This window comes from Streptomyces sp. NP160 (assembly GCF_006335115.1).
GTDB lineage: Bacteria > Actinomycetota > Actinomycetes > Actinomycetales > Quadrisphaeraceae > Quadrisphaera.
Genome location: NZ_VDMJ01000004.1, coordinates 138,109 through 158,710 on the forward strand (window position 1 = coordinate 138,109; position 20,602 = coordinate 158,710).

Genomic DNA, 20,602 nt, shown 5'->3' on the forward strand with positions numbered 1-20,602 from the left:
CGTCAGACGGCGCAGCCGTCGGGGCCGCAGGCCCCGCCGTCGGCGCCCTTCCCGTCTGCCGGGCCGGCGGCGCTCCCGGTCATGACGAGCTGGGGTGCGCGCTCGGCCCACGCCTGGGTCAGCGCGGAGAGCAGCACGTCGGCCGACTGCGCCCCGGACACCCCGTACTTCCTGTCGAGCACGAAGAACGGCACGCCGGTGATGCCCAGCGCGGAGGCCTCCGCCTCGTCGGCGCGGACCGCGTCGACGTAGCGGCCCTCGGCCAGGACGGCGCTGACGTCCTCGGCGTCCAGCCCGGCCTCGACCGCGAGCCGCTGCAGCACCGCGCGGTCACCGACCGCCTCGCCCTCGGTGAAGTACGCGCGCAGCAGCCGCTCCTTGACGGCGCCCTGCAGCTGGGCGCCCCCGCGCTCCAGGGCGAGGTGGATGACCTGGTGCGCGTCGACGGTGTTGGCCTTCACGGCCCTGTCGAAGCGCATGTCGATGCCCTCGGTGGCGGCGGTGGCCGTCATCTGCGACACCATCTCGCGCCCGCGCTCGAGGCCCGCGCCGTACTTGGTGGACAGGCGCTGGGCGTAGTCGTCCGGGCCGACCTCGGTGCCCTCGGGGTGGGAGGAGCTGTTCGGGTCCAGCTCGAACGCGCGCCAGACCACCTCCACGCCCTCGGCGTGCTCGAAGCGCGACAGCGCCTGCTCGAAGCGGCGCTTGCCCACGTAGCACCAGGGGCAGACGACGTCGGACCAGATCTCCACCTTCACGCGGGCGGCAACAGCGCGGTGGCGGCACCTGTTCCGATGGCCGCCGGGGCGGCCCACCCGCCGGGCGATCAGCGGGTGGCTCGGGCCACGATGGCGCCCGTGCTCACCGACATGCCGCTGGAGCAGCTCCGCTCCCACCGCAGCGCCCACCGCGACCCCGAGGGGCTCACCGGCTTCTGGGACTCCACCCTGGCGCAGGCCCGCGCGGCCGGCGGCGAGGTGCGGCTCGTCCCGCAGCCGACGCCGCTGACGAGCGTGGACGTGTACGACGTGACCTTCCCGGGCTTCGAGGGGCAGCCGATCCGGGCGTGGCTGCGGGTGCCCGCCGGAGCCGTCGAGGCCGCCGAGCGGACCGGCCGAGGGCTGGCGACCGTGGTGCAGTTCGTCGGCTACGGCGGCGGCCGCGGGGAGCCCGCCGACGACCTGCTCTTCGCCAGCTGCGGCTTCGCGCACCTGCACGTGGACACCCGCGGACAGGGCTCGACGTGGAGCCGCGGCGCCACGCCGGACGTCGGCACCGAGGACCCGGCCAGCCACGGCGCGCAGTTCCCCGGCGTCATGACGCGCGGCATCACCTCCCCGGAGACCTCCTACTACCGGCGCCTGTTCACCGATGCCGCCCGCGCCGTCGACGCCGCCCGCACCCTCGCCGTGGTGGACGCCGGGCGCGTGGCGGTCTACGGCGGCAGCCAGGGCGGCGCCATGGCCATCGCCGCCGGCGGGCTGGTGCCCGACGTGGGCGCGGTGGTGGCCCACGTCCCGTTCCTGTGCGACATCCGCCGGTCGATGACCATCACCGACGCCGACCCGTTCCACGAGCTGGTGCGCTACCTCGCCGTGCACCGCGACGAGGTCGACGCCGTGCACCGCACGCTCGACCACGTCGACGGCGTGGGCTTCGCCCGCCGGGGCCGCGCGCCGGCGCGGTTCACGGCTGCGCTCATGGACGCGGTCGTGCCGCCGTCGGGGCCGTTCGCGGCCTACGCCGAGTGGGGCGGCGGCGACCCCTCGGTGCACAAGGAGATCGAGGTGTGGCCCTACAACGGGCACGAGGGCGGTGGCTCGGTGGACGAGGTGGCCGCCGTGGAGTTCTTCTCCCGCCACCTGGGCTGAGGCCCCGTCCCCGGCTGGCGCGCGGCGCTGGCAGCACCTACTCCTGGGGGGATGACGACGGCGGGACCCGGTGCTGGAGCCGGGCAGCGGACAGCGGTGGTGACGGGCGCGGGCTCGGAGCGCGGCATCGGACGGGCGGTGGCGCACCGGCTCGCCCGAGACGGGTGGAGCCTGCTGCTCCTGGACGTCGACGGTGGCGGCGTGCGGCGCCGCGCGGACGAGGTGGCTCGTGAGCTGGCCGACGGTGCCTCGGTGCTGGGCCTGGCGTGCGACGTCACCTCGCCCGACGCCGTCGCCGCCGCGCTCGCCGCCGCCGACGAGCAGCTGCCGCCGGTGGCGGGGCTGGTGAACCTCGCCGGCATCCCCAGCCCGACGCCGCTGCTGGAGGTCACCCTGGCCGAGTGGGACCGCGTCATGGCGGTCAACGCCACCGGCTCGCTGCTGCTGGTGCAGGAGGCGGGGCGGCGCATGGTGGCGGCCGGGCACGGGCGGATCGTGCTGACGTCGTCGGTGACGGCGCTCGACGGCGGGGGCACGTTCTCGAAGTCGGCCTACGCCGCGGCCAAGGCGGCCGTGCTGGGCCTGGCCCGCGGCGCCGCGCGCGAGCTGGGGCCCCACGGCGTCACGGTCAACGCGCTGGTCCCGGGGCCGGTGGACACCGACATCATGGGCGGAGCGCTGGACGACGAGCGCAAGGCCCAGATGGCCGCCGGCATCCCCGCCGGCCGGGTCGGCCAGCCGGCCGACCTCGCCGAGGTGGCGGCGTTCCTGCTGTCCGACGGCGCCGGCTTCGTCAACGGGACCACGTTCAGCGTGGACGGCGGCATGCACATGCACTGAGGGCCACACTGATCACGTGGACCCCCGCCGGCGCCCCCTTCGACCCTCGCCGCTGCTCCCCACCGGCCTCTCCTGCCTGGGGCTGAGCTTCCTCGTCACCGCGCTGGACAGCGGTTCGGGCGCGGTGGCGGGGACCGGCGTGGTGGCGTGGCTGCAGTCCGCGGCCTGGTGGGTGGGCATGATCTGCGTGGCCGGGCACGTCCTGCGCCTCGCGCTGGCGCCCGCGCCGCCGCCGCCCGCGCCGTCGTCGTCGTCGGAGTCCTGGGGTGAGACGCAGGTGTGGGGGCCTCCGTCCCAGCGGTGACCGAGGGGCTCGGCAGCGCGCCGGGGGTCAGCTGCCCAGGGCGTGGTCCTGCAGCGCGGGTGCGGGGTGGACCGGGTGGCCGGGCGCCGAGCGGCGGGCCAGCTCGGCGATGAGGTCGGCGACGAGCATCGGCCGCGCGTAGTGGTAGCCCTGCGCGAGGTCGCAGCCGAAGCGGGCGACGAGCTCGGCCTGCTCCGCGGTCTCCACGCCCTCGGCGATGACCTGGATGCCGAGCTCCCCGCACAGCGTGACCAGCGCGGCGAGCATCGCCTGGCGGCGGGTGCTCGTCGTCGTGGTGGCCGTGAAGCTGGTGTCCAGCTTGAGGAACTCCGCAGGGATGTTGTCGAGCTGGCTGAAGGCCGAGTACCCGGTGCCGAAGTCGTCGATGGCCACGCGGACCCCGAGCTGCTTGAGCTGCTCGACGGTGGCCAGCGTGTCCTGCGACGCGGCGTCGAGGCTGCTCTCGGTCACCTCGACCACCAGGTCGCGCGCCGGCCACTGGGTCCGGTGCAGGACGGCGGCCACGTCGTCGACGTACTGCGGTCGCACCAGCTCGGCGCCGGAGGCGTTGACGGTCAGCGTCAGCGGGCGTCCGAGGTGGTGCACCAGCTGGAGCGCGTCGCGGCAGGCGCGCTCCAGCACCACCTGGCCGAGGTCGGGGATCAGGCCGTTCTTCTCGGCCACCGGGATGAACACCGCCGGCGGCACCCACCCGCGGGCCGGGTCGTGCCACCGGGCGAGGGCCTCCACCCCGAGCACCCGCTCGGTGGCGGGGTCGACCAGGGGCTGCAGGGCCACCTGGATGCTCGGGTTGAGCAGCGCTCGGCGCAGTCCGCGGACCAGCTGCTCGTCGTACGAGTCGGCCGTGCGCAGGCAGTCGCGCCCGGCCTCCTTGGCGGCGTGCAGCGCCACCTCGGCGCGCCGCAGCAGCGTCGTGTAGTCCTGCTCCGCCTCGGCGTGGGCAGCTCCGACCGACGCCTGGAGGGGCGCGATGGCCCGCTGCAGGTCCCGCGCGAGGGTCGGCACGGCCGCGTCGTCGCGCCGCACGAGCAGCACCGCGAAGCGGTCGCCCTCCAGCCGGGCGCACGCCGCGTCGGACGGCAGCGCCGCCCTGAGCTGGCCGGCCGCGGTGCGCAGCGCGTCGTCGCCGCCGTCACGCCCGTGGGTGCGGTTGACCACCTCGAAGTGGTCGAGGTCCAGCAGCAGCACGCTGACGAGTGGGGCCTGCTCGCCGGCGTTCGCCTGCGCCTGCGCCTTCTCGAGGGCGGAGGAGAGCCGCTGCTCGAAGGCGCGGCGGGTGGGCAGGCGCGTGAGCCCGTCGACGCCGGCGTCACCGGCGGAGTGCACGGCGCGCCCGGTGACGACGACGGTCAGCACCAGCGCGCAGCCCACGACCAGCACGGCGGTGGGGGAGCCGGTCCCGCGCTCGAGGTGCAGCAGGGCCGCGCTGACCACCGCCAGCGCCACGTGCGCGACCGCCCCGGACCACGAGGAGGCCGCGACGGCGACCGCCACCACCGCGCAGTACCAGACCATGAAGGCGGTGCTGGCGTGCGAGGCGGAGGCCGCCAGCGCCGCTGCCGAGGCGCCGAGGGACACGCCCACGAGGAGGACGTGGAGCCCCACCGCTCCCAGCTGCCCGCGGCACCGCACCACGAGCGCCAGGCCGAGCCCGAGCAGCCCGCTCGCGTTCAGGACGGCGACCAGCGCCTCCGGGTGCCCCGGCAGGCCGCCCACCACCAGCGCCAGGACCGCGCTGACGCAGAGCAGCACCTGCGCCAGCGACGCCGCCGCGACCGGTGAGGCCGTGGACGGCGGCGTCGTCAGGCGACGCGCGGTGCCGCGAGCGCGCGCGAGGCCGCGCCTGGGCGGTTGGTGCTCCACACGGCACCCATCGGACGCCGCGGGGCCTCGCTTGACCCACCGGGCCGGTCTCCGCCGGGCCGCGTCACCGGTACGGCCGGTCCTGCAGCACCCGGTGGCGCGGCCGCCGTCCGATGAGTCCGGCGGTCCGCCGCGGTCCGGGCTGCATGAGCGAGCTCCTCGACCTGCGACCCGCCTGCGCCGAGACCGCCCGGGTGGCCCTCGCCGTCCGTGACGACCAGCTGCACGCCCCGACGCCCTGCCAGGGCAGGGACGTGACGTGGCTGCTGGTCCACCTCCTCGGGCTGTCGCTGGTCTTCACCCCCGGTGCGGTGGTCCCCGACGACGACAGCGCCCCGCCCACCGAGCTCGACCCCGCCTGGCGCGCGCTGCTCCCGGCGCGGCTCGCCGCGCTCGCCGAGGGCTGGCAGGACCCGGCGCCGTACGGCGGGCGGCTGGAGGCCGGCGGGGTGGTGATGGACGGCCCGGACGCCGCCGCGGTCGCGCTCGACGAGGTGGTGCTCCACGGCTGGGACCTCGCCCGCGCGACCGGCCAGCCCTACGCCGTGGACGACGGGTCCGCGGCCGTCGTGCTGGCGTTCACCACCGCCGTCGCCGCTCCCGGTGAGGAGTGGAGCCGCGAGGGGCTCTTCGGGCCCGCGGTGGCGGTGGCCGACGGCGCGCCGCCCTTCGAGCGGGCGCTCGGCCTGGCGGGACGCGACCCCGGCTGGCGCCCGCCGTCGTCCTCCTCCGCCGTCAGCGACCCCTCCGCACGAGGCGAGTGAGGAGCAGCCGGGGGAGCCCCAGCAGCGCCTCGTGGCAGGAGCCGAACAGCGCTTCGGCGTGCTCGTGCACCGCGTGGACATCACCGCCGATGAAGATCTCCAGGTGGCGCCGCCGGCTGCCGTCGGGACCCAGCTCCTCGACCTCGCAGGAGCGACCGTGCAGGTGCTCCACCGCGAGGCCGAGCAGCCGGCGGAGCATCTCGGGCTCGCCACCGTCGTCGTACTCGAAGTCCGTGTGGCTGAAGCCGCCGGAGAGGTCGAGGACGAAGAGCCCGCTGCCCCAGGTCGAGATGCGGGCCCACCGCGCTGCGGCGGCGGCGTCGTGCGGGTCGCTGAGGCGCAGCACCACCGACGGGTGCTCGCTCTCCCGGTCGTCCTGGGCGGTGACGCCGTGGAGGTCCTGCGCGGCGCGCGTCACCACGTCGACGACCTCGGTCCGGTACCGCCTGCGACCCTCGTCGCGTGCTCGCGAGCGGCGCTCGCGCCGACCGCGTCCGGGTGGGGACGAGTTCACCGCAGCTCGTCCTCGGTGGAGGAACGACCGACACCCGTGGCCGTCGCGTCCACCTCGACCAGCTGCCCCGGGGCGGGCAGCCGCTCGACGGCCAGCACGCTGATCGACGGCGCGGCGCCGGCCTCCCGCAGCTGCGACGCGATCTCGCGGACGCTCGCGACCACGGCGTGGGCGTCGGTGGTCCGCACCCTCACGCTCACCAGGTCGGCCAGGGACATCCCCTGCGGCTGCAGCTGCTGCGCCACGGCGTCGAGGCACCGGCGGAGCTGTGTCGGCACGTCATCACGGACGTCACCGCGCGTCACGGGCCTGCCGGTGACCACCACCGTGGTGGGGGGGGCAGGGTTCGCCGGGCTGCCCGGGCGCTCCGGGAGCCGGTGGCGGGTGTCCCTCGAGGAGGTCGAGCACCACGGACGCATCCCGTGCGGGCACCGCCAGCACCAGCCGCACGCCTCCGGTGGTGCTCACCGGCACGAGACGGCACGACGACTCGAACCGCAGGCTGTCGCGCCACCCCGCACGCCGCACACCACCGTGGTCGACCGCACCGACGTCGACCACGAAGGGCGTCAGCCGCCGGAAGCGCAGTCCCCACCGGTACAGGGTCAGCTGGATGCTGCGGGGGCTCACCACCGCGCGCCCGACGCGCCAGCGGCGGGACAGCTGGGGATGCTCGCCCTCCTCCACGCGCGCCCAGCATTCGAACGACCACGCCCTGGCGCCGTCGACGGCTGTGGTCTCACGAGACCGGACGAGGTGGAGCACCACCAGTGCGGTGACGCACCCGCCGACCAGGGTCAGCGGCAGGCGCCACAGCAGGTCGTGCCCGAAGCCGTCCACCGGTCCCCCGCCCCCCGTCGACCCCACCAGCCGGACGATCATGGCAGTGGGAGGGGACGCCCCGTGCACCCGTCGCGTCAGGCGTGCTCGACCTCGGCGATCACCAGCACACCGCGGTGGTGGGCGTCGCAGTAGCGGCCCCGTTGGGCGTACATCCCTCCGCTGCGGCGGGCCTCGCCAGGCAGGGCCTCCAGGCCGACCACGTACCCGGTGCCGCGGATGCGGTCGCCGTTGACGAACTGCTCGCCGTCGACGGTGGCTCCCTGCACGGGCTCTGGGCCGTCCTCGGAGTAGATCTCGGCGCCGGTCGGCCTCACCACCCCGGTCGGTGGTGCTCCCGGCCGGGGTGGTGAGGCGGGCCAGCTCGCAGCTCTGGTGGTCGAGCACCAGCTCGCCCTCGAACGGCACCGCCTCGCCGTCGACCTGGTCCCCGGAGATCGTCACGAGCCCACCGACGGTGCTGTCCGCGCACCCGGCCACCACCAGCGCCGTCGCGAGGGCGGCCACTGCGACCGAGGCCCCACGACCAGCAGTGCGACCAGCAGGGCGCGGACGTGGGGCAGGGCGCATGCGGACTCCCGTGCTCGGGTGGACGGCGACGCACCTGTGACGCCGGACGGGGCGCTGCCGTTGCACCCGGAGGGAGCGGACGCGTGGCAGCGAGGTCCCCGCCCGGTCCGCCGCAGGACCTCGTCAGGCGCGCAGCTGGGCGGCCAGGGGGCAGCTGAACGGGTCGCCGGCGCGCAGGCCCACCTCGTTGAGGTGGCTGATGATCGCGCGGTAGGAGCCGACCAGCGACGTCTCCGTGTAGGGGATGCCGTGCGTCGCGCAGAACTCGCGCACCAGCGGCTGCACCCGGCGCAGGTTGGGCCGCGGCATGCTCGGGAACAGGTGGTGCTCCACCTGGCGGTTCAGCCCGCCCATGAGGAAGTCGACGACCACCCCGCCGCGGATGTTGCGCGAGGTGAGCACCTGGCGGCGCAGGAAGTCGATCCGGGCGCCGCGCTCCACGATCGGCATCCCCACGTGGTTCGGCGCGAACGCACCGCCCATGCACAGGCCGAACACCGCGAGGTGCACCCCCACGAAGGCCGCCGCCTTGCCCGGGCCCATGGTGGTCAGCAGCACCGACGCGTACAGCGCCCAGTGCGCGGCGATGAACCCCACGTCGGTCCAGCGGCCCTTCACGGGGGAGCGGCGGGCCAGCGACCTGACGCTGTCGACGTGCAGGTTGGCCCCCGACAGCAGCAGCAGCGGCAGGAAGAACCAGCCCTGGTGGCGGGTCAGCGCCGCCCGCAGCCCGCGGCGCTTCTGGGCCTCCTCGACGTGGAAGGCCACCACCGCCGACTCGATGTCGGTGTCCCTGCCCACCTGGTTCGGCGCGGCGTGGTGGCGGGTGTGCTTGTTCATCCACCACCCGTGGCTCAGCCCCGCGCACAGCCCCGCGAAGACGCGGGCGGCCCAGTCGTTGCGGGCGTTCGAGGCGAACACCTGGCGGTGCGCGCCGTCGTGGCCCAGGAAGGCGAACTGCGTGCCCAGCACGCCCAGCGCAGCCGCCGGCAGCAGCTGCCACCAGGAGTCACCGAGGACGACGACGCCCGCCACCAGCGCCGCGGCCGCCGCCGCGGCCGCGCTGATGCGGACCGCGTAGTAGCCGAGGCGGCGGTCGAGCAGCCCCCGTTCCTTCACCGCCCGCGAGAGCTCTGCGTAGGTGCTCACGGCCCGGTCGCGCTCGCGGACGCGGGGCGCGGCCGCGGCGGGGTCGGGTGCGGTGGTCGTCATGGGGGAGGAGCTCCTCGGGGGGACGCGGCGCGCACCGCGGGCGCGGGCGCGTGCCGTGCTCCGTCGCAGTCCTCACGCCCCGTGGCAGCGGGGCGCGGGTCGGGCGAGGGCGACAGCCACTGCTCACCCGTGCACCGTCTCGTGGTCCGTGACGGTGCTGCCGACCGCTCAGCGAGGGACCCGGAGGTCCCACCACCACTGTCACACACGCCCGCGGGTCGTCCTCGTGCCGGAGGCGCCGGTGCCGGGTGGCCCTCGTCACGCCCAGGCCGTCTCCACCTCGGGGACTTACGCTGTCAGCCTGCGGGTGCCAGCATTCGGCCTGCCGTCCGGTGTCCGACGACCCGGCGACGGCGAGAGGGGGAGGGCGTGGAGGACCACCGCAGCGCGCGCTGGGCACCGGGCTACGACGACGCGCTGGACCTGAGGGTCCGCGTCGAGCGCCACGACGGCGCCCGCGGACCCGTGCAGGTGCTCAGCCTCGCCGGAGACCTCGACGTGCAGGGCGCCACCAGCCTGCGCCGGAACCTCCCCGAGGCGTCGGCGCACCGGGTGGTCGCCGACCTGACCGGCGTCGCCTTCCTCGACTCCAGCGGGGTGGGAGCCCTCATCGCGCTGCACCGCCGGTGCGCCGCGTCCGGCGGGTCGCTCGTGGTGTGCTGCGCGCAGCAGCAGCCCCGGCAGGTGCTCGACGTCACCGCGGCCGACACGGTGCTGACGGTGCTCCCCACGCTGGCCGACGCGCTCGGGGTGGCCAGGACCGCGGGCTGAGCTGGGGCGCGCGCGGGGCGACGGCGTCCGCGGCCGTCGTCGTCGTCGTCCTCAGTGGTGCCCGGCGACCTTCCCCGCCAGCACCGCCAGCGGCGAGGTGCGGGTGCGGCCGCGGGCCTCGGCGGCGTCGGCGGCGCGGTAGGTGGCGTAGAGGCCGTGCACGGCCAGCCAGCGCAGCGGCTCCGGCTCCCACCGGCGCACCCGGTGCCCGACCCACGGGAGCTCCGTCAGCGGCGTCCGCTCGCCCAGCACGAGGTCGCGCAGGGTCCGCCCGGCCAGGTTGGTGGCGGTGACGCCGGTGCCGACGTAGCCCCCGGCCCACGCCAGCGCGGTCCCGTCCGCGGCGCGCTCCAGGCCCACCGAGGCGTGCCAGTCGCGCGGGACGGCCAGCACGCCCGACCAGGCGTGCTCCAGCGGGGCGCGACCGTCCGGCGCGAGCTGGCGCAGCACGGGGAAGAAGTCCTCCAGCACCCGGCGCAGTCCCTCCACCGTGCGCTCGGGGGTGCGCCCGTCGGCCGTGGTGCGGGCGGTGCTGGAGCCCCACGTGTAGGGGGCGCCGCGCCCGCCCAGGGCGATCCGGTCGTCCGCGGTCCGCTGGGCGTACATGTAGACGTGCGCGGAGTCGCCCAGGGTCGCGCGCCCCTCCCAGCCGATGGCCTCCCACACCAGCGGCGGCAGCGGTGCGGTGGCGACCATCGAGGAGTTCATGGGGAGCCAGTCGCGGTGCAGGGCCGGGATGTCCGCGGTGAAGCCCTCCGTGGCGCGCACCACCACACGGGCCCTGACGTCCCCGGGGACGCCGCCCACCTCCGTGCGGGCCAGGCCGGGGGAGACCTCCGTGACGCGGGTGCCCTCGTAGACCTCCACCCCGAGGCGCTCGACGGCCTCCGCCAGGCCGCGCACCAGCTTGGCGGGGTGGATGCGCGCGCAGTGCGGGTGCCAGAGGGCCGCCGACGTCCCGGCCACCCCGATCCGCTCGAACGCCGCGCCGGCGTCGAGCCACTGCACGTCGGTGCCGGCGCGCGCCGCCATCGAGGCGTGCAGCTCGCGCAGCCGCGCGAGCTGGGCGGGGCCGCGGGCCACGGTGTGCTCCCCGCCCCGGTGCACGTCCGCGTCGATCCCCTCGGCGGCCGCCACGGCGACCACCTCGGCGACGGTGGAGTCCATCGCCAGCTGGAAGGCGTCGACGGCGGCGGGGCCGTGGCTGTCCCGGTAGCCGCTCACGCCGCCGGTGATCTCGTTGGTCAGCCACCCGCCGTTGCGGCCCGACGCGCCGTACCCCGCGAAGGCCTGCTCGAGGACGACGACGCGCAGCGACGGGTCGGCCTTCTTGAGGTAGTACGCGGTCCACAGCCCGGTGTACCCCGCCCCGACCACCGCGACGTCGCACTCCAGCGCCGGGGAGGACGACGACGGCGGGCGCGGCAGCGCAGGCCGCTGCGCCGGCCGGCCGAGCTGGTGCCACCAGAAGCTGACCTCGCCGTTGACGGGCGGGTCGGCGTGCCCGGTCACTTCCCGCCCACCATCGACGCCAGCTGGGCCGCGCCGCGCCCTGCGCCGGCCGGGTCCCGGCGCAGCACGAGGACGGCGAGCGCGAGCACGGCCAGCGTGAGCCCGAGCAGCAGCGTGGAGACGGCGGCGATCTCGGGCCTGAGCCCTGCCCGCAGCGAGGCGAGCACGTAGACCGACCACGGCGTGGAGCCCGCCACGGAGACGAACGAGGAGAGCACCGTGTTGTCGAGGGTGAAGGTGAACGACAGCAGCGCGCCCACCACGATCGCCGGGCGCGCCAGCGGCAGCGTCACGTCGGTGAAGCGCCGCCACGGGCTGGCGTACAGGTCGGCGGCGGCCTCCTCCAGCGACTCGTCCAGCCCGGCCAGCCGTGCGCGCACCACGAACGTCACCACCACGCAGGCGAAGAGGGTGTTGGCGATCACGAGGCGCACCTGGCCCACGTTGAACAGGCCGATCTGCGCATCCACGCCGAGCGTCACGAACCACGGCAGGAGCGAGACCGCCGAGACGATCTCCGGCGTCACCAGCACCACGCCGAGGAGCCCGAGCAGCCACGGCGCCCACCGGCCGGGCCGCCGCGCGAGGGACACCCCCGCCGCGGTGCCGAGCAGCGTGGACACGGCCGCCGTCCCCAGCGCCGCCACGAGGGTCACGCGGATGGTGCTGGCGATGGTCGGGTCCCACACGGCCCGCGCGTAGGACAGCGTGCCGACGCCGTCGAAGGTGGCGAGCGAGCGCCCCTCGTTGAAGGAGTAGACGACGATCACGAGGATCGGGAAGAAGAGGAACGCGACCACGAGCGCGCCCCACGCGCCGAGCAGCAGCTGCACCCCGCGCCCGCGGCGCCGGGGCGCGGGGGACGGGCGCCGTGGCGCGGGCTGCGAGCCCGGAGCCGCTGTCGTCGTCCCCCGGGTCCTGGCGGGGGCGCTCACGACGCGCTCCCCGCACCGGTGCCGGCGCCGACCGTGGGCAGCCGCACCGCCGTGAGGGCCGCCACCGCGCGGCGCAGCAGGGCCGCCGCGCCGCCGAAGACCGCCGCCGAGCCGAGGATCGCCACCATGAGCAGCACCGCCATGGCGCTGCCCAGCGCCCAGTTCTGGGCCTCGCGGAACTGGGAGGCCACCATCTGCCCGACCATCGAGCCGCTCGCCCCGCCGAGCACGGTCGGGGTGATGTAGTCGCCCATGAGCGGGACGAAGCACAGCAGCGCCCCCGCCGAGGCGCCGGGCAGCGACAGCGGCACCGTGACGCGCCAGAACGTCGCCCAGCGCCCCGCGCCGAGGTCTGAGCTCGCCTCCAGCAGGGCCGGGTCCAGCCGCTCGAGGGTCACGTACAGCGGCAGGACCATCAGCGGCAGGTAGTTGTAGACGACGCCGAGCTGCACGGCCGCTGGCGTGTAGAGCACCGACAGCGGGCCGTCGACGAGCCCGGCGCCCTGCAGCAGCCGCGAGACGAACCCGTCGGCGTTGAGGGAGACCTGCCACCCGATGGTGCGGACCAGGAAGTTGGTCCAGTACGGCACCAGCACGAGGGCGACGACGACGCCCCGCCAGCGCGCCGGCAGCACCACCGCCATCCAGTACGCCACCGGGAAGGCGATGAGCAGGCACAGCAGGGTGCCGAGCGCGGCGATGCGGATGGTGCGCCACAGCACGGCGAAGAACGTCGGCGAGGCCGCCTCGACGTACCTGTCAAAGGACAGGACGTCGTTGGCGTGCGTCTCGTACAGGCTCGGCTTGTAGCCGAAGGAGTACCAGAGGACCACGCCCAGCGGGACGACGAAGAAGAGCACCAGCCAGGCGGCGAGCGGCAGGGCGCCGATGCCGCGGGGGAGCGCGAGCCGGGGGGTGCGCCTCAGGCGCGGGGGGGCGGTGGTCACGTCACTGACCGGCCTTCGCCTTGAGCTCGTCGTAGATCTTGATGATGTCCTGGTCGCGCGGGGTCATCTCGCTGTAGACGAGCTTGGACATGACCGACTGGTCGATGAAGATCAGGTCCGGGCGCTCGACGCCGGCCGCGGTGGCGGCCTCCTCGATGCCCTGGACGCCCGTGTTGTAGCCGATGTACGTCAGCTCCTTGAGCGAGACGTCCTTGTCGAGCACGTAGTCGATGAACTGGTAGGCGGCCTCGGCGTTGGGCGCGCCCTTGACGATGGCCCAGTTGTCCTGCCAGAGGTTGGCGCCCTCGGACGGCCACACGAACCTGTACCGCTCCGGGTCGGCGTTGCCGAGGATGCCCAGGCGGCCGTCGCCGTTCCAGCAGTGGACCAGCGCCTGCTCGCTGGCGCTGATCGCGGCGCTGGTGGAGGAGGAGAACGTGGTGATGTGCGGCGCGAGGTCGGACAGGACCCACTGCCGGTACGCCTCGACGTCCGCCGGGTCCTGCGTGTTGGGCTCGATGCCGTTGGCGAAGAAGTAGATGAAGGCCACCTCGCCCTGGTCCTCCAGCAGCGACAGGCTGCCGGACGCCTCGTTCTGGGCGGCGTCGATGAAGTCCTTCCAGCTGCTGAGCTCGCGGGTGATGCGCTGGGTGTCGTAGACGTAGCCGGTGGAGCCCCAGTCCTTGCAGACGGTGTGCTTGTTGCCCGGGTCCCAGGCCGTGTCCATGACCGACGGGTCGAGGTTGGCCATGTTGGGCAGCTTCGAGTGGTCGAGCTCCTCGAGGAGGTCGAGCTCCACCATCTGCTGGATGTTGGAGTGCGTCGGGACGCAGATGTCGTAGCCGCTGGTGCCCTTGGCGGCGCTCAGCTTGGCGGTCATCTCGGAGTTGGAGCCGTAGCTGTCCAGCGTGATGGCCGGTCCCTGGGCGGCGGTGAAGTCCTTGAGCACCTGCGGGTCGTCGTACTCGCCCCAGGTGTAGATGTTGAGCGTCCCCCCGCCCCCGCCGCCGCCCGCCCCCTCCGAGGCGTTGGGGTTGGCGCAGGCCGCGAGGCCCGCGGCTCCCGCTGCCGCGAGCCCGCCCAGGAACGTGCGGCGCGAGAGCGCGGCGCCGAGCTGCGCCTGCAGGCGCGGCAGCGCGGCGGCGGGGACGAGGGCGCGGACGGGGAGCTGGGGCTGGCGCTGCGGCATCGGGACTCCTCGGGCTGGGCGGAGGGGGGTCGTGCGGGGCTGCGTCGTGCGGGGCTGCGGTGGTGGGGCTGCGGGTCAGGGCGTGAAGACGTGGACGGCGTCGGCCCTCCAGGAGCAGGTGACGCGGGTGCCGTGGGTGGCCGGGGCGCCTGCTCCCCGGGGCAGGCGCGCGATGACCTGCGTGCCGTCGTCGTCCCTCACCACGACCATCACCGAGTGGCCGAGCTCGCTGACGTCGACCACGGAGCCCACGAGCCGGTTGGGCACCTCGGGCGCAGCGGCGGACCGGTCGCCGCGGGCGTCGTCCTCGAGCACCGTCACCGAGACGGCCTCGTGGCGGACGGAGACGGCGGCCGCCCCACCGGGAGCGGGCCGCTCCACGCCGTCGACGACGCGCGTGGAGAGCAGCCGCAGCCGCTGGCCGGCCACCACGGTCAGCGAGGTGGGGTCGCGGCCCTCCACCACGCCGGTGAAGGCGTTCTGCCGGCCGATGAACCCGGCGACGAAGGCCGACGTCGGGGTGTCGTAGACCTCCCGCGGCGTGCCGATCTGGGCGACGCGGCCGGAGTCCATGACGGCGATCCGGTCGCTCATCGTGAGCGCCTCCTCCTGGTCGTGCGTGACGAACACGAAGGTGGTGCCCAGCTCGATCTGCAGGAGGGTCAGCTCCACCTGCGTCTCCTCGCGCAGCTTGCGGTCCAGCGCGCTCATCGGCTCGTCCAGCAGCAGCACCGGCGGCCGGTTGACCAGCGCCCGGGCCAGCGCCACGCGCTGGCGCTGGCCGCCGGACAGCTGCGCCGGGCGGCGGTCGGCGAAGGGGCGCATCCGGACCATGTCGAGCGCCCTCGCCACCCGCTCGCCGCGCTCGGAGCGCGCCACGCCCTTCTTGCGCAGCCCGTAGGCGACGTTGTCGGCCACGGACAGGTGCGGGAACAGCGCGTAGCTCTGGAAGACGGTGTTCACGGGCCGCCTGTGCGGGGGCAGGTGCTGCACCTCGGCGTCGTCGATGGAGATGGTGCCGGCGTCGGGCTGCTCGAAGCCGCCGATGAGCCGCAGCGTCGTCGTCTTGCCGCACCCCGAGGGGCCCAGCAGCGACAGCAGCTCACCGGGGCGCACGTCCAGGTCGAGGTCGTCGACGGCCACGGCGTCGCCGTAGCGCTTGGTCACACCGGCCAGCCGCACCGACCCCTGCGCCCCGCCCAGCTCGCGGGCGGCGCTCGAGTCGGTGCCCGCCGCGGGCGCGCTGCCGGACGTCGGGGTCGGGCGCAGCAGGCTCATCGCGCACCCGCCGTCTGGGGACCGCCGGTGGGGGAGGCGGTGGAGGTCGCGTCGAACACGACCTCCCCGCCGACGAGCGTGGTGGTGACCCTGGCCAGGCCGATCTCCGGCAGGGGGTGGGCGAACGGGTCGCGGTCCAGCACCACCACGTCCGCCGCCTTGCCGACCTCCAGGGAGCCGCTGTGCGCCTCGTCGAAGTTGAGGTGGGCCGTGCCGAGCGTGTGGGCGGTGAGCGCGTCGGCCAGGCTGAGCGCCTGCTCCCCCAGGAACGGGGCGAGCCACCGGCCGTCGGAGGCCACCCGCGCCCTGTTGACGGCCGTGTGCACGATCTCCAGCGGGTTGGCGGTGCTCACGGGCCAGTCGCTGCCCGAGGCCAGGGCCGCGCCCGCGCGGTGCAGCGACCCGAACGGGTACTGGTTCACCGCCCGGCGCGCCCCGAGGAAGGGGATGGTCAGCTCGTCCATCTGCGCCTCGTGGCGCGCCCACAGCGGCTGCATGTTGGCCACCACACCCAGCTCGGCGAAGCGGGGGACGTCGTCGGGGTGGACCACCTGGATGTGCGCCAGGGTGTGCCGCGCGTCGCGCGGGCCGTTGGCGCGCCGCGCGGCCTCGACGCCGTCGAGCGCCTCCCTGACGGCGCGGTCGCCCAGGGCGTGCACGTGCAGCTGGAAGCCGAGCGCGTCGAGGCGGGTGCAGGCCTCCCGCAGCACCTCGGGGTCCACGAACGACTTGCCGGCGTTGCCCGTCGGGCACCCGCAGGCGTCCAGGTACGGCTCCAGCATCCCGGCGGTGAAGTTCTCCGCGACGCCGTCCTGCATGATCTTGACCGCCGTGGCGCGGAAGCCGGCGGCGGCGGCGCGCTCGCGCTTGGCCACCAGCTCCTCCACCTGCTCCAGGCCGCGCGTGCGGTCCCACCACAGCGCCCCCACCACGCGGGCCTTCAGCTCGCCGCTGGCCACCAGGCGCAGGTAGGAGTCGAGGGTGTCGGGCACCTCGTTGGTCGCGCCGACGATGGCGTCCTGCCAGCCGGTGACGCCCCAGGCGAACAGGCGCTGCTGCGCCATGCGCATCGCGGCGTCGAGGTCGTCCTGGGTGGCCAGCGGCACGTGCTGGGCCACGATCCGCATCGCGCCCTCCTGCAGCGTGCCGACCGGCTCGCCGGCCGCGTCCCGCTCGATGCGGCCGTCCGCGGGGTCGGGGGTGTCGCGGGTGACGCCCGCCAGGCGCAGCGCCGCGGAGCTCACCCACGCGGTGTGACCGTCGCGCGTCGGGAAGTAGGCGGGGCGGTCTCCCACCACCGCGTCGAGGTCGGCCGCGGTGGCGATGCCTCCGGGGAAGGCGTCCATCGACCAGCCGCCCCCGGTCACCCACTCCTCGCCGCTGGCGGCGGTGGCGGCGGCGTGGTCGCCGATGAGCCCCAGGTACTCCTCGCGGGTCGTGTGCTGCGACAGGTCGCACGAGAGGATGTCGAGCCCCGCGTGGTGGGGGTGGGCGTGGCAGTCCTGGAAGCCGGGCAGCACCAGGCCGCCGGCAGCGTCCAGCTCCGCGGGGCGGCTGCCGGCCGCGGACGCGGCGTCCCGCGCGGCGTCTCCGATGGCCGCGATGCGGCCGCCCGAGAGCAGCAGCGGCTCGTCGAGCACCCCGGCGGGGGTGAACAGCCTGCCGTTGACGACGAGGGTGGTGCTCACGACTGACGTCCCTCCTGGAGGTGGGCCTGGCTGGTGTGCTGGCCGGTGTGCTGGCTGGGGCGGGCGCTCGCCGGGTTGGGGTCCACCGGCGGTGAGAAGTGCGACGTGATCCAGAAGGCCTCCGCGGGCGTGGCCCCCACGTTGACCGCGCGGTGGGGGACGGCGGACAGGTACTCGAGGGTGTCCCCGGGCCCGAGCACGAACGCGTCGTCGCCCACGGTGAACTCCACGTGGCCGGCCACGACGTGGAACATCTCCTGGGCGTCGTCGTGGCTGTACGGCTCCTCGCCGGTGGAGCCACCCACCTCGAACCGCCCGACGTACACCTCGAGCTGCTGCAGCGGCGTGCGGGAGAGCAGCAGCTTGGTCAGGCCCGTCTCGGACTCGAAGACGGGGCGCTCGGCGGCCCGGAGCACCTGGCGCGAGACCGGCGGGCGCTCGGACAGCAGCTCGGCGGCGGACAGCCCCACCGCGTCGGCCAGGCGCTTGAGGGCGCTGACGGACACCCCGCGCTTGCCGGTCTCCACCTGGCTGACGAAGCCGGCGCTGACGCCGGCGCGCTCGGCGAGCTCCCGGGTGGACAGCCGGGCCCTGCGGCGGGCGGAGCGCAGGCGCGCGCCCAGGGCGTCGTCCTCGACCGCGGTGACCAGCACCGGGACACCGGCACCAGCAAGGGAGTCGTGAGCCACGTGCCACCTTCCGCGCACACTGAGCAAGCGAAACGCTTGCTGGTGGCGTGACCGTAGACCCGGGGCGCGCCGGGCGGTAGTCCTTCCGCGGGAAGTGGTGGCGACAGGACCGCGGCGGTCGGTCACGATGGCCGGGTGCCCGCCGTGAACCCCGCCGTGCTGCGCCAGCTGGTCGCGCTGGCGGCCAAGCGCGGGCCCGACGCCATCCGCTGGATGACGATCGTGGCGCCCTACCTGCGCGAGCCCGAGACCCGCGAGCGCTTCCGCGCGCTGACCCAGCGCTGGTCCGACGCGCGCTCCGCCCGTACCCCGGACGCCCGGCTCGCGCAGCAGATCTCCGCCCTCGTCGACCACGCCACGTCGGCGCGCGCGGACGCCGAGGGCGCCGGCAGCCCCTTCCAGGTGGCCCAGGCCGACGCGTGGCTGCGCCGCGCGAAGGCGCTGGAGCGGTCGCGTCACCTGCTGCTGGGGACGACGACGCCGGGGCGCGCCGACGCCCCGCGCCGCCGGCAGGCGGTGGAGCGGCTGACCCCGGAGATCGAGCGGCTGCGCGCGGAGATGCTCGAGGCGATGCTCGAGCTCGGCCACGGCGACGCGCGCGGGGACGCCCCGTCGCCGTCGCCGTCGCCGTCGCCGTCCCCGCAGGACCCGCCCGCACCTGCTCCGGGTCCTGCGGCGTGATCGCCGACGGCCGGCCGCCCCGCAGTGCCAGGCCGAGCCGCAGCGTCAGGGCCGTCAGGCCGGATCCGGCCTCAGGAGCCTGACACCGCGGCGGTGCCTGACGCTGGGGAGGGTCAGGGACGGGGGCCGAACGGGCCGCCGGGCGCGCCAGGGCCCCCGGGGCCGAAGGGGCCGCCCGGACCGCCGACGCGGAGGGTGGCCGCCTGCAGGCGGCGGCGCAGGTCCTCCCAGCGCGACCACACCGCCCAGCCGAGCAGTGCCACGGCTCCCACGGCGGCCGCCGAGGCCAGCAGCGCCCCGCCGTCGCGAGCACCGGCCCCGAACGCCACGGCCATGAGCGCCCACACGGCGGCCAGCGTGCTCGCCGCACGGGCGCGCCAGCGCCGCACCACGGCGGCGCCCGCCCCCAGGGCCACCAGCAGCACCCCCGCCTGCCAGGCGGCAGCGCCGCCACCGCTGGAGGGGAGCCCCGCCTCCGCCAGCGCCGAGGCGACGTTGACCGGCACCGCGACCGCCGCCCACCCGGTGTAGACGCCGAGCGTGCCGAGCAGCAGCACCCGGCCGGGCAGGCGCATGAGCCGGCGGTGGCGCAGCCCGGTGTCGTAGGCGAGCACGAGCAGTGCGAGCATCACCGCGAAGATCGCGGCGGTCGCCCACACCGGGCCGGTGGCGGCCACCACCAGCCACGCCGCGAAGCCCGCCATGACGCCGGCCAGCGGCCAGGCCACGCGGCGGTACGGCGGCTCGTCGCCACGGCCGGCGGGCAGCTGGTAGGCGGCGTACGCCAGGCAGCCGGCCACCACCAGGCCCCAGATCGCGAAGGCGTACCCGGCGGGGGTGATGAGCAGGTCGGAGCCGCCGGTGCCGCCGGGCCGGCCGCCGCCGAGCACGGAGGCGACCACCGCTGCCACCACCTGGGCCGCGGCGAGCGCCGCGACGGTCCAGCGGCGGGTGCGGGAGCCGAGCGACGACCGGGGCGCTGCGGAGGACGTGGCGGACAGGGGACCGAGGACGCCGGCGGGCATGCCCCAGTCTCTCACCGGATGGTCAAGGGCGAGTAAAGAGCGACCCCGGCGATCACCGAGCGCTGGCCACCCGTCACGGCCCGGGACGGCCGCGGCCCGGGGGGAGCACGGCGCTGGTCCGGGCGGGGGGGTGCGCGCCCGCTGCACCCCGCAGCTCCTCCACGCTGCGCCCATGATCGCCGTCACGCGCCGCGCGCGGCCGCCGCGCCGAGCGCGCGCCCGCCGTGCGCCGGCCCGTGCGGCGGCGCTCGTCGTCGTCCTCCTGGTCGGTCTGGGGGTGGTGGCCGTGGCGGTGCCCGGGACGCAGCCGACCGCCGCGGCGGCGGCCTGCGACGGCGCTCTCGGTGACCGCTCCGTGGACGTGGGGTGCCGCGAGCACGTGCCCGGCGCCGGCTCGGCGGGTCAGGGCGGCGGGGGAGGGGCGGCGCCGAGCGGGCCGCGCTACCGCTACCGCTACGTGCTGGCGTGCGACGGCAACACCCTGGAGGCGCCCGGCACCACCACGTGCGAGCTGGCCACCACCCAGTGCGCCGCCCCGCGGCTGTTCTACTGGCAGTACCGCTCCTCGGACGGCGTGGCCTACGACCTCGTCGGCACCCGCTGCCTGACCCGGCAGGAGGCGACCGACGGCGAGGCGGTGCCGGGCCTGACGCTCGCGGACTTCCGCAGCCTGCCGATCCCGCCGCAGCAGGTGGTGCTCGAGCCGGGCAACGGGTACGCGCTCGTCGGGGTGCCGCTCAACGCCGTGGCCGGGACGGCTCCGGCCGTGCTGGCCACGGCCGTGCTCGGCGCGGCGGTCTCCGTGCGGGCCACGCCGGTGGCCTACACCTGGGACTTCGGTGACGGCACCGTGCTCGGGCCCACCCCGGACCCGGGCGCCCTCTTCCCGGCCCTGGGCACCACCCACACCTACGAGCGCGGCGGGGACGTGCTGGTCACGCTCACCACCACCTACGCGGGGGAGTTCACCGTGGACGGCGGTGCGCCGACCGCGGTGGCGGGCACGGCGGACGTCGCGTCACCGCCCGTGCCCCTGGCCGTGCTCACGGGGGCGGGTGCGCTCGTGGAGGGCGTGGTCGGCTGAGCGC

22 protein-coding genes are annotated in these 20,602 nt (G+C 75.7%); 7 read left to right on the forward strand and 15 right to left on the reverse strand.

Annotated elements, in window-relative coordinates:
• Positions 1–2: 2 nt before the first annotated feature.
• Positions 3–758, reverse strand: coding sequence for a DsbA family oxidoreductase (locus FHN55_RS02825; protein WP_139710566.1), 756 nt, complete (start codon positions 756–758; stop codon positions 3–5).
• A gap of 75 nt (positions 759–833) precedes the next feature.
• On the opposite strand from FHN55_RS02825, the gene FHN55_RS02830 reads away from it, so the two are divergent.
• The 3 genes from FHN55_RS02830 to FHN55_RS02840 are packed head-to-tail and all read left to right on the forward strand — an operon-like array spanning position 834 to position 3,015.
• Positions 834–1,871 (forward strand): acetylxylan esterase, encoded by a 1,038-nt coding sequence (locus FHN55_RS02830; protein ID WP_306821782.1) that lies wholly within the window; start codon positions 834–836, stop codon positions 1,869–1,871.
• 51 nt (positions 1,872–1,922) lie between these two features.
• Positions 1,923–2,711, forward strand: a complete 789-nt coding sequence (locus FHN55_RS02835) for an SDR family NAD(P)-dependent oxidoreductase (protein ID WP_139710568.1) — start codon at positions 1,923–1,925, stop codon at positions 2,709–2,711.
• A 16-nt stretch (positions 2,712–2,727) separates the two neighbouring features.
• Positions 2,728–3,015 (forward strand): hypothetical protein, encoded by a 288-nt coding sequence (locus FHN55_RS02840; RefSeq protein ID WP_139710570.1) that lies wholly within the window; start codon positions 2,728–2,730, stop codon positions 3,013–3,015.
• A gap of 27 nt (positions 3,016–3,042) precedes the next feature.
• Here FHN55_RS02840 and FHN55_RS02845 read toward each other — a convergent pair whose 3' ends face one another.
• Positions 3,043–4,899, reverse strand: coding sequence for a bifunctional diguanylate cyclase/phosphodiesterase (locus FHN55_RS02845; RefSeq protein WP_139710572.1), 1,857 nt, complete (start codon positions 4,897–4,899; stop codon positions 3,043–3,045).
• 146 nt (positions 4,900–5,045) lie between these two features.
• Here FHN55_RS02845 and FHN55_RS02850 point away from each other — a divergent pair, with 146 nt between their 5' ends.
• Positions 5,046–5,663 carry a TIGR03086 family metal-binding protein gene (locus FHN55_RS02850; protein WP_139710574.1) on the forward strand — a complete coding sequence of 206 codons (618 nt, stop codon included), beginning with the start codon at positions 5,046–5,048 and terminating at the stop codon, positions 5,661–5,663.
• Here the strand turns inward: FHN55_RS02850 and FHN55_RS02855 are convergent.
• The 5 genes from FHN55_RS02855 to FHN55_RS02870 form a co-directional block, all read right to left on the reverse strand.
• Positions 5,635–6,084 (reverse strand): hypothetical protein, encoded by a 450-nt coding sequence (locus FHN55_RS02855; RefSeq protein ID WP_139710576.1) that lies wholly within the window; start codon positions 6,082–6,084, stop codon positions 5,635–5,637. The genes FHN55_RS02850 and FHN55_RS02855 overlap by 29 nt on opposite strands.
• Positions 6,085–6,173: 89 nt before the next feature.
• Positions 6,174–6,455, reverse strand: coding sequence for a Rid family hydrolase (locus FHN55_RS02860; protein ID WP_257570651.1), 282 nt, complete (start codon positions 6,453–6,455; stop codon positions 6,174–6,176).
• A gap of 13 nt (positions 6,456–6,468) precedes the next feature.
• Positions 6,469–7,044 carry a hypothetical protein gene (locus FHN55_RS22500; protein ID WP_180357597.1) on the reverse strand — a complete coding sequence of 192 codons (576 nt, stop codon included), beginning with the start codon at positions 7,042–7,044 and terminating at the stop codon, positions 6,469–6,471.
• A 50-nt stretch (positions 7,045–7,094) separates the two neighbouring features.
• Complete coding sequence (locus FHN55_RS02865) at positions 7,095–7,334, reverse strand: hypothetical protein (protein WP_139710580.1); 240 nt, start codon at positions 7,332–7,334, stop codon at positions 7,095–7,097.
• Between the two features lie 376 nt (positions 7,335–7,710).
• The gene (locus FHN55_RS02870) at positions 7,711–8,799 is read right to left on the reverse strand and encodes an acyl-CoA desaturase (RefSeq protein WP_139710582.1); all 1,089 of its coding nucleotides are present in this window, start codon (positions 8,797–8,799) and stop codon (positions 7,711–7,713) included.
• Between the two features lie 369 nt (positions 8,800–9,168).
• On the opposite strand from FHN55_RS02870, the gene FHN55_RS22505 reads away from it, so the two are divergent.
• Positions 9,169–9,570, forward strand: coding sequence for an STAS domain-containing protein (locus FHN55_RS22505; protein ID WP_180357598.1), 402 nt, complete (start codon positions 9,169–9,171; stop codon positions 9,568–9,570).
• A 51-nt stretch (positions 9,571–9,621) separates the two neighbouring features.
• Here the strand turns inward: FHN55_RS22505 and FHN55_RS02880 are convergent, their stop codons facing one another.
• The 7 genes from FHN55_RS02880 to FHN55_RS02910 all read right to left on the reverse strand — a co-directional run bounded on the left by FHN55_RS02880 (position 9,622) and on the right by FHN55_RS02910 (position 17,808).
• Entirely contained in the window at positions 9,622–11,082 is a 1,461-nt protein-coding gene (locus FHN55_RS02880; RefSeq protein ID WP_139710587.1) for an FAD-binding oxidoreductase, read from the reverse strand.
• Complete coding sequence (locus tag FHN55_RS02885) at positions 11,079–12,017, reverse strand: ABC transporter permease (RefSeq protein WP_218974290.1); 939 nt, start codon at positions 12,015–12,017, stop codon at positions 11,079–11,081. The genes FHN55_RS02880 and FHN55_RS02885 overlap by 4 nt, the downstream gene beginning before the upstream one ends.
• Positions 12,014–12,964: an ABC transporter permease gene (locus FHN55_RS02890; protein WP_218974291.1), complete on the reverse strand. Its 951-nt coding sequence runs from the start codon at positions 12,962–12,964 to the stop codon at positions 12,014–12,016. Before FHN55_RS02890 ends, FHN55_RS02885 begins: the two co-directional genes overlap by 4 nt.
• Before the next feature lies 1 nt (position 12,965).
• Positions 12,966–14,153, reverse strand: a complete 1,188-nt coding sequence (locus FHN55_RS02895) for a spermidine/putrescine ABC transporter substrate-binding protein (RefSeq protein WP_139710589.1) — start codon at positions 14,151–14,153, stop codon at positions 12,966–12,968.
• A gap of 75 nt (positions 14,154–14,228) precedes the next feature.
• The gene (locus FHN55_RS02900; protein WP_139710591.1) at positions 14,229–15,431 is read right to left on the reverse strand and encodes an ABC transporter ATP-binding protein; all 1,203 of its coding nucleotides are present in this window, start codon (positions 15,429–15,431) and stop codon (positions 14,229–14,231) included.
• Complete coding sequence (locus FHN55_RS02905; RefSeq protein WP_257570652.1) at positions 15,428–17,119, reverse strand: amidohydrolase; 1,692 nt, start codon at positions 17,117–17,119, stop codon at positions 15,428–15,430. Before FHN55_RS02905 ends, FHN55_RS02900 begins: the two co-directional genes overlap by 4 nt.
• A complete protein-coding gene (locus FHN55_RS02910) occupies positions 17,116–17,808 on the reverse strand; it encodes a helix-turn-helix domain-containing protein (RefSeq protein ID WP_139710593.1) in 693 nt (230 codons plus the stop codon). Before FHN55_RS02910 ends, FHN55_RS02905 begins: the two co-directional genes overlap by 4 nt.
• A gap of 135 nt (positions 17,809–17,943) precedes the next feature.
• On the opposite strand from FHN55_RS02910, the gene FHN55_RS02915 reads away from it, so the two are divergent.
• Positions 17,944–18,489, forward strand: coding sequence for a hypothetical protein (locus FHN55_RS02915; protein WP_139710595.1), 546 nt, complete (start codon positions 17,944–17,946; stop codon positions 18,487–18,489).
• Positions 18,490–18,602: 113 nt separating this feature from the next.
• Here FHN55_RS02915 and FHN55_RS02920 read toward each other — a convergent pair whose 3' ends face one another.
• Positions 18,603–19,514 carry a hypothetical protein gene (locus FHN55_RS02920; RefSeq protein ID WP_180357599.1) on the reverse strand — a complete coding sequence of 304 codons (912 nt, stop codon included), beginning with the start codon at positions 19,512–19,514 and terminating at the stop codon, positions 18,603–18,605.
• A gap of 172 nt (positions 19,515–19,686) precedes the next feature.
• On the opposite strand from FHN55_RS02920, the gene FHN55_RS02925 reads away from it, so the two are divergent.
• Positions 19,687–20,598: a PKD domain-containing protein gene (locus FHN55_RS02925; protein ID WP_180357600.1), complete on the forward strand. Its 912-nt coding sequence runs from the start codon at positions 19,687–19,689 to the stop codon at positions 20,596–20,598.
• Positions 20,599–20,602 lie beyond the last annotated feature (4 nt).